Raw genomic sequence first — 13,715 nt, 5'->3', positions numbered from 1 at the left:
TTATCGGCAGCGACTTTAGTCTGATTTAGTAACTCAAGCTTTGGTGCAATGACAGCCAGCTTAGCCTGGGCGAGGAAAATGTCTGCCGCTCTGGCTGGCTTTTCAGGTCATCTTCGGATGAAGATGTATGGCTACCGCCATTGCCACCCGCATTACCGGTATTATGTGAATTACCCCCTTTGCCGCCGGTATAATGATGGACCGTGTGACCACCGGGATCGGTGGTATTGCCCCACCCCGGACCATCATTAGAGGTAATAGCGGTAAGCCCGGCAGTAAAGGTAATTCCCCCATCCTGGGAATGAATACCTGCATGCCCGCAATAAAACTTTATTCTATTTCCTTTCATCTTTACTCCATGTCCCGCGTCTTTGCGGTGTAGTCGGTCCTTCCAGCTAATCTGGATAAATAAATAGTGAGAAAGTGAATAGCCAGGTGCTCAGTACTTCAGAGCGTTAATATCAACAGAGTTACAGGGCGGGGATAAGCAGGCGCGGGCCTGCAGCCCATGACACATCAATGGGCTGCAGGAAATTAAGCGGGGCGTAAAGAAAAGGAAATTAAGGCTGCATTTCCACGCTGGCGGTAGCCGGTGGCTGGGAATGATTACTGACCCACAGCGTCGGCCACTGGTCGCTGCTATGCCAGGCGTCACAGGTGCTCTCCTGGGCGTATTCCGCCAGCACAAACTCGCGGCCATTATACTGCCAGCGGGTCGCCACACCGCAGTCGCCCAGGCCGCGATCCTTACTGTAGGTCAGCAGCTCACCGCGTGCCGCATCAAAGTCGGCATTGACCAGCTCCAGCTGTTTACTGCTCTGCTCGGGCGGTGCGAACGGCAGCGTCAGCGTGACGCTTTTGGAGACATAAGGCTGGCTGCGCGTCACTTCAAACGCGAGATCGATGGTGTTATACGCCCCCATTTCACAGCTCACCAGCAGCAGTGCCTTCTCATCGTTCAAGGGAGAAACGCTGACCTCGCGCCGCTGCGGATTAAGCGAACAGCTATCGCTGTTAACCCGCCAGGTGCCGAAATCGATCAGCCCGCTGGTTTCATCGTGCGTCAGTGCCAGCGGCGGGCGCGGCGGCGGGGCAACCTGCGGCAGCGCCGGCACCGGCGGTACATCCCACGCGGCGCGGTCGCCACGCTTAATCCAGGCACTGGCACCGTTGACGCGCCCCTGCACCTCATCCATCAGCAGCAGCGCCGCCTTCAGGCCGTGCAGCGACACCGTGGCATCCGCCCGGTAGAGCAGCTGGATGGCATCGGCATCCATCACCTGAGCGAGGAATTCATCGATAGAGATAGCGTGATGGGTCAGCAGGTGGTGCGGCTCCACATCCCAGTGTTTAAGGTCGAGCTGCAGCCGTCGTCCATCCAGCAGCAGGTTGTCGCGCAGCGCGCCGCCCGTCAGTTCGCCACTGTAGCGGTTACCATAATCGATGCGCAGTTCGGCCTGAGCATTATTCCCCGCAGCACGCTCCAGCGTCATTGCCAGCCCGTTATCGCCAGGGAAACTGCGCGCTTCGCAGCTGTTGAGGTTGTTGCAGGTAATCTGCCAGTCAGAAAAAGTCTTCTGTAACGGCTGGGCCTGCAACGCTGCCGCAAACAAAAACAGGGGCAGCACTGACCATTTCGTCCAGTAAGGCATTGATCGAGGGGTCCCGGTGATGTGAGGCAAAGAAGAATATTAGCACAGACGATCTGTGCACTGATTCCATCATGCGTTGCTGCGCCCGGGGCCTCAATCGGATTTATCGGACAGTCGTGGTCAGATTCAAATCAGACGCAGCCAGCCTTCAATCAGGGCATGCTGTAACAGGGTTACCGTTTTACCATCTTTGATGCGGCCATCTTTGACCATCGCCCAGGCTTCCGGGAAGGTCACTTCCAGCACGTCGATATCCTCATCCTCTACCCCGCCCCCGGCGTTATCGCGCTGGGCATCGCTATACTCCGCGGCAAAAAAGTGGATCAGCTCGGTCACGCCGCCCGGCGACATGTAGAGCTCATACAGCTTTTCGACTTCGCCCACCGCGTAACCGGTCTCTTCAATGGCTTCTTTACGGATGCAGTCTTCTGGCGAATCATCATCAAGCAGCCCGGCACAGGCTTCAATCAGCATGCCGCTGGGATTGCCGTTAACCCAGGTGGCAATGCGGAACTGACGCGTCAGCACCACGCTGTTTTTATCGCGGTTGTACAGCAGGATAGTGGCGCCGTTGCCACGATCGTACACTTCGCGCTTGTGGCGGAGGGTGGAGCCGTCCTTCGCGGTGAGGTCGTAGGTAAAGTTGCGCAGGGTGAACCAGTTTTCTGACAGGATTTTATTTTTGATGACGTCGATCTTGGCTGACATACAGGCTCCGTTGAGATGAATCGGGAGTCTGCCATCTTAGAACGCAACGCGAGGGAAAACTATCTGAAAGACAAAGGGTCAGGCATGCCTGACCCTTACCGTGATGACCTGAGCACTTCGCCGATGGCGATTAGTGGTTATGTTCTTCCTGCGCCAGCGCATTCACACGCTTGCGGGCGCCAAACCAGCCCAGTACCAGCACCACGGCAATCAGCGGGATAGCCGCAATGGTGTAGGTGCCGTTCGGGTAGTCAAACGCCATCAGCACCAGCACGCTGGCCAGGAACAGCAGCGTCAGCCAGGAGGTAAACGGCGCCCACGGCATTTTAAAGCTCACATCTTCCGCCTTGCCCTCTTTGATGGCTTTACGCAGGCGCATCTGGCACACCACGATAAATGCCCAGGAGGAGATAATCCCCAGCGCCGCAACGTTCAGTACGATCTCAAACACGCGCGATGGCACCACGTAGTTCAGGTACACGCCGATGATGTATACGCCGATGGTGACCAGAATCCCCATATAAGGCACCTGCTGGCCGCTCATTTTCGACATAAACTTCGGCGCAGATCCGCCCATCGACATCGAGCGCAGGATACGCCCGGTTGAATAGAGGCCGGAGTTCAGGCTGGAAAGCGCTGCGCTCAGTACCACGATATTCATAATGCTGCCGACGTAAGGCACGCCCAGCTTGGTAAAGAAGGTCACGAACGGACTTTGACCGGCCTGATAGGCATTCCACGGCAGCAGCAGCACCAGCAGCACTACCGAGCCGACGTAGAACAGGCCAATACGCCAGATCACGCTGTTGATCGCTTTTGGCAGCATGGTTTTCGGGTCTTTACACTCGCCCGCGGCGGTGCCCACCAGCTCAATTGAGGCAAAGGCAAACACCACCCCCTGCACCAGCACCAGCGCCGGCATCAGACCATTGGGGAAGAAGCCGCCGTTGTCGCTGATCAGATGGAAGCCGGTCGCATTACCGTCCAGCGGCTTGCCGCTGCCGAGGAACACCACACCGACCACCAGGAAAATCACGATTGCCAGCACTTTAATCAGCGCAAACCAGAACTCCATTTCGGCGAACCACTTCACGCCGATCATATTCATCGTGCCGACAATGGCCAGCGCGCCAAGGGCAAACACCCACTGCGGCACATCGCCAAACGCGCCCCAGTAGTGCATGTAGAGCGCCACGGCGGTGATATCCACAATCCCGGTCATCGCCCAGTTGACGAAGTACATCCAGCCCGCCACGTAAGAGGCTTTTTCACCGAGGAACTCACGGGAGTAGGAGACGAAGCTGCCGCTTGACGGGCGGTGCAGTACCAGTTCGCCAAGCGCGCGCAGAATGAAGAAGGAGAAGATACCGCAGACTAAATAGACCAGCGCCAGCGCCGGCCCCGCTGCCTGCAGGCGGGCGCCTGCGCCGAGGAACAGACCCGTACCAATCGCGCCGCCGATGGCAATCATCTGAACGTGACGGTTGTCCATAGCTTTATGGTAGCCGGAATCATGAGAATTTAACCAACGTCTTCTTGCAGCGCGTTTGTCTGCGCCAGATTTTTTATCAGCTTTCATTTTCTATCCTAGTTGTCCTGTCCACAAAAGAGTGATGCGGCTACCTGTCCCGGGTATCCTGTTTTCTTATCTGTTTTCGAAGATGCCGACCAAACGATTGCGTACACTGTCGCATGTCTGAACAACTCCCCTGCCAGCTGTAGTTATATTCTTGACGCAGGCAGGGAAAATGCGGCGATGCATCCTAACCGTTCTGATTAACTGACGCAAAAAATCCACGACCGAAATCGTGAGCTTTTGTGATTTTTGTCGGAGAACGCATAAAAAAACCGACCACAATTTGCGGTCGGTCAGTGAAAACACTAAGTACTACACAGGGACATACAGGGATGAGGGTAATGCTGGGGTCTTGCGGTCAATCTCACTACTTAACGTGGTTGATGGGTTAATTATGGCCTGGTTCAATGAAAAGCAGGGTGAGGGTTAGGTAAAAGCGTGAAAGCATTGTCAACGAAAAACCAGCCAACTGGCGCCAAACGTCAAGAAGTATGTCAAAAGCCAACTGATGTAACAGGGCGTGAAAGTGCCCGCTTTTGCTACTTCTGCAAACTCCCTGCCGGCATTACACTACCCACTTGATTGAAAGGGTGATGAGAGTACGTTGCCCTTAATTCGCCGTCCGCAGGCAAGGAGTGAAGGTTATGGAAGATCACGATTTCAGCGTATTGATTATCGAAAGCCACCCGCTGGTACGTTACGGGCTGCACAGCCTGCTGGCACAAGACCCGCGTTTTAAGCTGATAGTGGAGGCAAAAAGCGGTACCGAAGGGGTGAGCAGAGCGCGCAGCCTGCGTCCCACCCTGATCCTGCTGGAGCGTGAAATCAGCGATATGCCCTACCCGGATGCGCTCAGTGCGCTGCGCGGCGCTTCGGCCGATTCGCAGATTGCGGTGTTAATAAACCAGCAGTGCGCTGACTTTTCGGCACTGATGACTTCCGGAGTTCAGGGAGTGATTCTAAAACGCACCGAGACGGAGCCACTGCTGGCAGAGATCGTCAAGGTTGCGCAGGGCGGTAAGGCCTGGAGCGCGGCTCTGCAGGGGGTTTACGGCGCCGCAGTACAGCAGGCCGATCGGCTGAGTATTCTCACCGGGCGCGAGCGTGAAGTCTTGCGTGAGGTGGCCAGCGGGTTGGCGAACCGTCAGATAGCCGACTGCCTGGCGATTTCAGAGCAGACCGTAAAGGTGCACATCCGCAATGTGCTGCGTAAGCTAAACGTGCACTCACGCGTGGCCGCCACCGTGCTCTGGTTATCCAGCCCGCACGCCAACCTGTAACTGGCCGGGGCCGCTTTCGTACGATAATTTACATATTCTCCTCATTTTCTCCACGATTACTGACACACGGGCAGGTAAAGTGATTAACTGCCGGAGCGTGTTGAATAAATTAAAAATTTTGCTCCGCGCTGGACGCAATATGCCTAACGCCGCAGGAAATACCGGCACTCTTTTCTTCTATTCTTTACTCAGATAACACGCTGCGGAGCTCGAGATGGCGAATTTCTTTATCGACCGCCCCATTTTTGCCTGGGTGCTGGCGATCCTGCTGTGCTTAACCGGCGGCCTGGCGATTGTCTCGCTGCCGATTGAACAGTATCCCGATCTGGCTCCCCCCAACGTACGCATTACGGCTAACTATCCGGGTGCTTCTGCCGAAACGCTGGAAAACACCGTGACTCAGGTGATTGAACAGAACATGACCGGCATCGACAATCTGATGTACATGTCGTCGCAGAGCAGTAACACCGGCCAGGCCACCATCACCCTCACCTTTACCGCCGGGACCAACCCGGATGAAGCGCGCCAGCAGGTGCAGAACCAGCTGCAGGCCGCCCTGCGTAAACTGCCGCAGGACGTGCAGTCGCAGGGGGTCACCGTCAATAAAACCGGCGACAGTAATATCCTGATGGTGGCATTTGTCTCCACCGACGGCAGCATGGACAAGCAGGATATCTCCGACTACGTTGCCAGTAATATCCAGGATCCCCTCAGCCGTATTGACGGCGTCGGTCAGGTGGATGCCTACGGCTCGCAGTATGCGATGCGTATCTGGCTCGACCCGGATAAGCTGATTAACTATGCGCTGACCACCGCCGATGTGGTCAGCGCCATCGAATCGCAGAACAGCCAGGTCGCCGTCGGCCAGCTCGGTGGCCTGCCCTCCGTTGATCGTCAGGCGCTGAACGCCACCATCAACTCCCAGTCGCTGCTGCAAACCCCGGAGCAGTTCCGCGAAATTACGCTAAAAGTGAATACCGACGGCTCGGTGGTCACCCTCGGCCAGGTGGCAAAAGTCGAACTGGGCGCCGAAAAATATGACTTCCTCAGCCGCTACAACGGCCTGCCCGCTTCTGGTCTCGGTATCAAGCTGGCATCCGGCGCCAACGAAATGGAAACCGACAAGCTGGTGCGCGCCCGCCTGGAAGAGCTGTCACACTATTTTCCGCACGGCCTGAAAACCGAAATCGCTTATGAGACCACGCCATTTGTTAAAGCCTCGATTGAGGACGTGGTGAAAACCCTGTTCGAAGCGGTGCTGCTGGTGTTCCTGGTGATGTACCTGTTCCTGCAAAATTTCCGCGCCACGCTGATCCCAACCATTGCCGTTCCCGTGGTGCTGCTGGGCACCTTTGGCGTGCTCTACACCTTTGGCTACAGCATCAACACTCTGACGATGTTCGCGATGGTGCTGGCGATAGGCCTGCTGGTGGACGATGCCATCGTGGTGGTGGAGAACGTTGAGCGCATCATGAGTGAGGAGGGTCTGTCACCGCGGGAAGCGACGCGCAAATCAATGGGCCAGATTCAGGGGGCGCTGGTGGGTATTGCGCTGGTGCTGTCGGCAGTCTTTGTGCCGATGGCCTTCTTCGGCGGCACCACCGGTGCGATTTACCGCCAGTTCTCCGTGACGATTGTTTCGGCCATGGTGCTGTCGGTACTGGTGGCGATGATCCTTACCCCTGCCCTGTGCTCCACCCTGCTGAAACCGCTGGCGCAGGGGCATCACCACGGTCGTCGCGGCTTCTTCGGCTGGTTTAACCGCGTGTTCAACAGTCAAGCGCAACGCTACCAGCGCGGCGTCGCCAGAATTCTCGCCAAAGGTGGCCGCTGGCTGCTGCTCTACCTGGCGCTGATCGCCATTATGGCCCTGCTGTTTGTGCGCCTGCCTACCTCCTTCCTGCCGCTGGAAGATCGCGGTATCTTCACCACGCAGATCCAGCTGCCGCCGGGTTCCACGCTGCAGCAAACCACCAAAGTGGTGGAGAAAGTTGAGAAGTATTACCTGACCGAAGAGAAGACAAACGTGCTGTCGGTGTTTGCCACTATCGGCTCGGGACCGGGCGGTAACGGGCAGAACGTCGCGCGTATGTTTGTGCGCCTGAAAGACTGGAAAGAACGGCAGGACAGCGAAAACTCCGCCTTTGCCATCATCGAACGCGCCACCAAAGCCTTGAGTAAAATCAAGGAGGCACGGGTGATTGCCAGCAGCCCGCCGGCCATTACCGGGCTGGGTAACTCCGCCGGCTTCGATATGGAGCTGCAGGACCACGCCGGGCTGGGGCACGACGCCCTGATGAGCGCACGCGATACGCTGCTGGAGATGGCGCAGAAAAACCCTGCGCTGACCCGCGTACGCCACAATGGTCTGGATGACAGCCCGCAGCTGCGCATTGATATCGACCAGCGCAAGGCGCAGGCGCTGGCCGTCTCGCTGGATGATATCAACGCCACCCTGCAAACCGGCTGGGGTTCGACCTACGTCAATGACTTCCTTGACCGTGGCCGCGTCAAGAAAGTTTACGTGCAGGCCGACGCGAAGTTCCGCATGCTGCCGGACGACATCAGTAAATGGTACGTGCGTAATACCAACGGGGAGATGGTGCCGTTTACCGCCTTCGCCAGCACCCACTGGGAAACCGGTTCGCCGCGCCTCGAGCGTTATAACGGCTACTCGGCGCTGGAAATTGTCGGTGAATCGGCCGCGGGCGTCAGTAACGGTGCCGCCATGGACGTAATGGAGAAGCTGGTGAGCCAGCTGCCAACCGGCATCGGCCTGCAGTGGACCGGGGCGTCACTGCAGGAGCGCATGACCGGCGCGCAGGCTCCTGCGCTGTACGCGCTGTCGCTGCTGGTGGTGTTCCTGTGCCTCGCCGCGCTGTATGAGAGCTGGTCGATTCCCTTCTCGGTGATGCTGGTGGTGCCGCTGGGGGTCATCGGTGCGCTGGTCGCCACCTGGCTGCGCGGGCTGGAAAACGATGTTTACTTCCAGGTGGGTCTGCTGACGGTGATCGGGCTGTCGGCGAAAAACGCCATTCTGATCGTAGAGTTCGCTAACGATCTCAACACCCGCGGAGGCGATCTGATTGAATCAACGCTGGAGGCATCACGCCAGCGCCTGCGACCGATTCTGATGACCTCGCTGGCGTTTATCTTCGGCGTGCTGCCGATGGCCATCAGCAACGGTGCCGGTTCCAGCAGTCAGCATGCGGTAGGGACGGGCGTGATGGGCGGGATGATTTCGGCGACGGTACTGGCGATCTTCTTTGTACCGCTGTTCTTCGTGGTGGTGCGCAGGCGCTTCCCGCTGAAAGAGAAGCCGCTGTAAGAGACAAACCCTGAAGATTGTCCGCAGCAAAAAGGCAGCCTGAAAGGGCTGCCTTTTATTTATTTGGGATACTGAAGATCAAGCCGGTTGACAGGCTCGCCGTGCTTTTCTTAATGAAACTCATTACTTACGTAACATGGTTTCAATAAAGTCTTTCCAGTTCCCTAGTTCTAAATCGATCATAATGCCCTCTCTTATTTTGTGGGGTCATTTTAGGACGATTCCTAGTCAATTGGAAGTGATTGCGGCCAGTTACTGCCATAGGTAAAAGCGTGATTAATCGGGTTTGGCTGAATTTGTGTGCTGGCGCACACTCCTCAGGTAATGATTTCTAAGGTAATTATCAGGCTGTCAATATATAGCCGGGTTTTGGAATTTTTCAAATCCGCAGAAAAGTGACCCGGCGCGCGAATGCCACCGGGTGGGCCAGTTATTTCAGAATGATCACTTTGTCATAGCCGCCGCTTTCACTGTCGATATGCGTCTTGGCATCAGGGTGCTCTCTCATCACCGCCTCGACGATCTGGGCAAACTCTTCACAGCGCGAATTTTTTTTGCGCGTCAGTACAATCGTTGACTGGGTCTCTTCGACCTTGTGCGCCGCCGACTCTTTAAGATAGTTCATCGCTCCCCCTCCTTTTATCATGGGTTTCTACCCCTCCGAATATAGATGAAGTCCACAAATAACAGAAGGGTACAGAAGTCTGACTTTTGATACAGGGCATCAAACGCCCCCTCTTACTTCAGCGTCGGCATATCTGGTCTATGATTGATTTTTAGCGCAGCGGCTGTTGGTGGCGTTCTCAATAACGAGGTGATTCAATGCAGTCGAGCACATTGGGTAAGGGTTGGGGTAGCGAATATCACGAAACGGGTCAGGTGAACTTTCGTCTCTGGGCCAGCGGACAGCAAAAAATCGCTCTGAAGCTGGATAACGTTGAGCACCCGATGCACACCGTCGGCGATGGCTGGTTTGAGCTGCAGCTTGCAGACGTAAAACCCGGTAGCGCCTATCAGTTTGTGCTGGCGGACGGCACAGCCGTGCCTGACCCGGCTTCGCGCGCGCAGCAAACGGACGTTAACGGCCCTTCGCTGGTCGTCGATCCGCACAGCTATCGCTGGCAAAACGCCGGATGGCAGGGGCGAGCGTGGGAAGAGAGCGTGTTCTATGAACTGCACGTCGGCACCTTTACCCCGCAGGGCACCTTGCAGGCCGCTATGGGTAAACTGCCGCAGCTGGCAGAACTCGGCATCACCGTGATTGAGCTGCTGCCACTGTCGCAGTTTGGCGGCGAGCGCGGCTGGGGCTATGACGGCGTGCTGCTGTATGCGCCGCATTCCGCCTACGGAACGCCGGACGACCTGAAAGCCTTTGTCGATGCGGCGCACGGCCTTGGGTTGTCGGTGGTGCTGGACATCGTGCTCAACCATTTTGGCCCGGAGGGCAACTATCTGCCGCTGCTGGCCCCGGACTTTTTTGATCAATCGCGTAACACACCGTGGGGACCCGGCATCGCCTATCACGTTGACGCGGTGCGGCGCTATATTGCCGATGCCCCGCTGTGGTGGCTGCAGGAGTACCAGCTGGATGGATTACGCTTCGACGCCATCGACCAGATTGTCGATAGCTCGCCAAAGCACGTGCTGATTGAGATTGCCGAACGCATCCGCGCTGAAATCACCACCCGCCCAATCCACCTCACCACCGAAGACTGCCGCAACGTCACGTTCCTGCATCGCCGGGCGCAGGATGGATCCACGCCGCTGTTCAGCGGGGAGTGGAACGATGATTTCCACAATGCCATGCACGTGCTGGCAACCGGCGAAACCCACGCTTATTACCAGGATTTTGCCCAACAGCCGGAGAAACTGCTCGCCCGCGTCCTGACCGAAGGGTTTGCTTATCAGGGCGAAGTGTCGCCGCAGAGCGGGGAGAAACGCGGTGTCGATAGCCGCAGCCAGCCGCCGGTGGCCTTTGTCGACTTTATTCAGAATCACGACCAAACCGGCAACCGCGCGCGCGGCGATCGGCTGATTAGCCTGGCCGGCAGCGAGCGTACTCAGGTTCTGTACGCTGCCCTGCTGCTGTCGCCGCATATTCCGCTGCTGTTTATGGGCGAGGAATACGGCGAAACTAACCCGTTTATGTTCTTCACCGATTTTCACGGCGAGCTGGCCAGAGCGGTGCGCGAAGGGCGCGCCAGAGAGTTCGCCGGCCACGAGGATCATATGGATGAGAGCGTGCCCGATCCGAACGCTGAATCAACCTTTATCAGCTCGAAGCTCGACTGGCAGAAGCCTGAGAGCAGTGCAGGAGCGCAGTGGCTGGCGCTGACGCGGCAGCTGCTGGCCATCCGCCACCAGCATCTGGTGCCGCTGCTGGCCCACGCCCCTGGCAATTGCGGCAGTGTGATTGAAACCGCGCCCGGCTTCCTCGCCGTCAGCTGGAAGTGGCCGCAGGGAACGCTGTCGATGGCGCTGAACACAGGAGAGCGCGCACACGCCCTGCCGGAACTGCCCGGCAGCACCCTGTTCGCCTGGCCTGAAGCCGCAGAGGAACTGTCACCGAATGCCATTATCGTCCGGCTGGCAAAGGAGGAAGCAGCATGACTATCCCGATCGCCACTTATCGCATCCAGTTTCGCAATGGTATGACCTTTGACCGCGCCGCCGCGCTGGTGCCCTATCTGCAGCGGCTCGGCATCAGCCATCTTTATGCCTCGCCGATCTTCACCGCCACGCACGACTCAACGCACGGCTACGACGTGACGGACGCCAACCAGATCGAACCGTCGATCGGCGGCCGCGCCGGATTTGATCGCATGGTTGAGGCGCTGCATCGCGCCGGGCTGGGGCTGATCCTCGATATCGTACCCAACCATATGGCCGCCTCGCTGGAAAACGCCTGGTGGTATGACGTGATCGAACACGGCGCTGACAGCCGTTATGCCCACCATTTTGATATTGACTGGTCAAGGCGGCTGACGCTGCCCTTCCTCGGCGACGACTTTGAACACGAGCTGGAAAATGGCCAGATTGCGGTCAAGCCAGACCCCACCACCGGTAAACCGGCCCTCGCCTGCTACGACAGCTTCTACCCGCTGTCACCCGCCAGCTGGCAGGGGCGCGAGGCCGAGGTGTTGCAGCTGACCGATCGGGCTGCCATCAGCGCACTGCATGACAGCCAGCCGTGGCGGCTGATGAACTGGCGCGAGGCGGCCAGCAACCTCTCTTACCGACGTTTCTTTGAGATTACCGGCCTGGTGGGCGTGCGGGTTGAAGATCCCCAGGTGTTTGCCGATACGCATCGCCTGATCCTCGAACTGGTTCACAGCGGCGCGGTCAACGGGCTGCGGGTCGATCACGTCGACGGCCTGGCCGATCCCCAGGGCTACCTTGAAACGCTGCGCCAGCAGGCCGGAGCAGACTGCTACATCACGGTGGAGAAAATCCTCGCGGAGGAGGAGCATATTCCCGCCGAGTGGCCGATTTCCGGCACCACCGGCTATGACTTTATGGCGTCGCTCTCCGATGCGCTGGTCGATAATGCGAAGCTGCCCGCATTACGCAAAATTTATCAGGAAGTGGTCGGCAAACCGGTCAATATGGCCGCCGAACTGCGGGCCGCCAAGCTGCTGATGGTCGAGAACAACTTTGCCGGAGAGTTCACCCGGCTGGCGGCGCTGCTCGGCAATATCGCTGCTGCCGACGGCCAGGCACCGGATGCGCAGGCCTTACGCCTGGCGCTGCGTGAGCTGCTGATTGCCTTCCCGGTGTACCGCACTTACGGCACCCCGAAGGGCATGCCTGGCGACAGCCGCGCACTGCTACAGCAGACTGCGCAAAAACTCAGCGCCAGCGCGTATGCGCCGGAGGCCAGCGCGCTGGCATTTCTGCTGCAGGTGCTGAACGGAGAAGTGGCAGAGGAACAGCGCGCCACGGCGGATGAGTTGCGCAGCCGTTTTCAGCAGCTCACCGGGCCGCTGATGGCAAAATCGGTGGAGGATACGCTGTTCTTTCGCCAGAACATGGCGCTGGCGCTGAATGAAGTGGGTGCTGAACCGCTGCCGCGCACCTTCTCAATCGACCGCTTCCACGCGGAGATGCAGACGCGGCTGGCGCGCCAGCCGGATGCGCTGTCCGGCACCACCACCCACGATACCAAGCGCGGCGAAGATGCCCGCGCGCGGCTCTACACCCTGACCGAAGCCCCGGACATTTGGGCAGCCTGCGTTATGCGCTGGCGCCAGATGAATCAGGCCCAGGTCACGCTGCTGGCCGACGGCCCGGCGCCAAAACCCGCCGGAGAGTGGATGCTGTACCAGGCGCTGGCCGGCGTCTGGCCCGCCACGCTGCAGCCGGATGACGAAGCGGGACTCAGGGCGCTGGATGAACGCTTCCAAGCCTACGTGGAGAAAGCGCTGCGCGAAGCCAAACTGCGCACCAGCTGGGTTGACAGCAATGATGCCTATGAAAAGGCGGTGCTCGACTACGCCCACCACCTGCTCTCCCCGGCTAACCTGACATTTTTGCAGGACTTTACCCGCTCGCTGCAGCCCTTTGTGCGCGCCGGGCTGGTCAACAGCCTGACGCAGACGGTGGTAAAACTGACGGCGCCGGGCGTGCCGGATATCTATCAGGGCAGCGAAACTCTGGACTTCAGCCTGATCGACCCCGATAACCGCCGCGAACCCGATTATCCCGCGCTGGAGCGCATGCTGGCCGGGCAGCAGTTCCCGATATCAACCGGGGAGGCAAGCTGGCTGAGCGGGCAGCTAAACCAGCACACGATCGCCAGCCTGCTGGCAATCCGCCAGCAGTTGCCGGCGCTGTTTCGCCGCGGTGACTATCTGCCGCTCGCGGCCGCCAATGCTGAGCAGGATCATCTCATCGCCTGGGCAAGAGTGGACGCCAGCGACGCGCTGATCGCCATCGCGCCGCGCCTGGTGTTCAGCGCCGTGCAAAACGGTTTTGCCGCTACGTCCCAGGTTAACGTCGATATCGCACTGCCTGCCGGGCTAACCCAGCGCCGCTACCGTAATATTTTCAACGGCGAGGAGATAACCAGCAGCGAACGTTTAGAAACCACCCTGACCGGACTTTTCCCGGCCATTTTCATCGCCATACGCTGACCTCTATCAGCGTCAACGTCGCTACATAACTTGCACGAT

The 13,715-nt window shown here is 58.3% G+C and carries 10 protein-coding genes; 4 read left to right on the top strand and 6 right to left on the bottom strand.

Translation table 11 applies throughout. The features are described from left to right. Positions 1-25: 25 nt before the first annotated feature. From QLG07_RS09730 to ansP, 4 genes are all read right to left on the bottom strand, one after another. Positions 26-349 carry a hypothetical protein gene (locus QLG07_RS09730; RefSeq protein WP_282469121.1) on the bottom strand — a complete coding sequence of 108 codons (324 nt, stop codon included), beginning with the start codon at positions 347-349 and terminating at the stop codon, positions 26-28. A gap of 211 nt (positions 350-560) precedes the next feature. Next, a complete protein-coding gene (locus tag QLG07_RS09725) occupies positions 561-1,652 on the bottom strand; it encodes a DUF1176 domain-containing protein (RefSeq protein WP_048915241.1) in 1,092 nt (363 codons plus the stop codon). Positions 1,653-1,778: 126 nt separating this feature from the next. Next, positions 1,779-2,360, bottom strand: a complete 582-nt coding sequence (nudK, locus tag QLG07_RS09720) for a GDP-mannose pyrophosphatase NudK (protein ID WP_282469120.1) — start codon at positions 2,358-2,360, stop codon at positions 1,779-1,781. A 130-nt stretch (positions 2,361-2,490) separates the two neighbouring features. Then, positions 2,491-3,939 (bottom strand): L-asparagine permease, encoded by a 1,449-nt coding sequence (gene ansP / locus QLG07_RS09715; RefSeq protein WP_133623100.1) that lies wholly within the window; start codon positions 3,937-3,939, stop codon positions 2,491-2,493. A 641-nt stretch (positions 3,940-4,580) separates the two neighbouring features. On the opposite strand from ansP, the gene QLG07_RS09710 reads away from it, so the two are divergent. Then, positions 4,581-5,216 carry a LuxR C-terminal-related transcriptional regulator gene (locus QLG07_RS09710; protein WP_282469119.1) on the top strand — a complete coding sequence of 212 codons (636 nt, stop codon included), beginning with the start codon at positions 4,581-4,583 and terminating at the stop codon, positions 5,214-5,216. 214 nt (positions 5,217-5,430) lie between these two features. Further along, entirely contained in the window at positions 5,431-8,544 is a 3,114-nt protein-coding gene (gene acrD / locus QLG07_RS09705) for a multidrug efflux RND transporter permease AcrD (protein ID WP_282469118.1), read from the top strand. 123 nt (positions 8,545-8,667) lie between these two features. Here the strand turns inward: acrD and ypfM are convergent, their stop codons facing one another. Together ypfM and QLG07_RS09695 are read right to left on the bottom strand one after the other, a co-directional pair. Continuing rightward, positions 8,668-8,727 (bottom strand): protein YpfM, encoded by a 60-nt coding sequence (gene ypfM, locus QLG07_RS09700; protein WP_118665656.1) that lies wholly within the window; start codon positions 8,725-8,727, stop codon positions 8,668-8,670. 247 nt (positions 8,728-8,974) lie between these two features. Further along, positions 8,975-9,169: a hypothetical protein gene (locus tag QLG07_RS09695; protein WP_048915236.1), complete on the bottom strand. Its 195-nt coding sequence runs from the start codon at positions 9,167-9,169 to the stop codon at positions 8,975-8,977. Between the two features lie 197 nt (positions 9,170-9,366). Between QLG07_RS09695 and treZ the strand changes: the two genes are divergently transcribed. Further along, positions 9,367-11,154 carry a malto-oligosyltrehalose trehalohydrolase gene (treZ, locus tag QLG07_RS09690; RefSeq protein ID WP_282469117.1) on the top strand — a complete coding sequence of 596 codons (1,788 nt, stop codon included), beginning with the start codon at positions 9,367-9,369 and terminating at the stop codon, positions 11,152-11,154. Then, positions 11,151-13,676 (top strand): malto-oligosyltrehalose synthase, encoded by a 2,526-nt coding sequence (gene treY, locus QLG07_RS09685; protein ID WP_282469116.1) that lies wholly within the window; start codon positions 11,151-11,153, stop codon positions 13,674-13,676. Before treZ ends, treY begins: the two co-directional genes overlap by 4 nt. Positions 13,677-13,715 lie beyond the last annotated feature (39 nt).

Origin of the sequence: Erwinia sp. V90_4, from assembly GCF_029967685.1 — a bacterium.
GTDB classification, from domain to species: domain Bacteria; phylum Pseudomonadota; class Gammaproteobacteria; order Enterobacterales; family Enterobacteriaceae; genus Erwinia; species Erwinia aphidicola.
The sequence above is the reverse complement of the archived record's forward strand: the minus strand, read 5'-3'. Positions and strand labels throughout refer to the sequence as shown.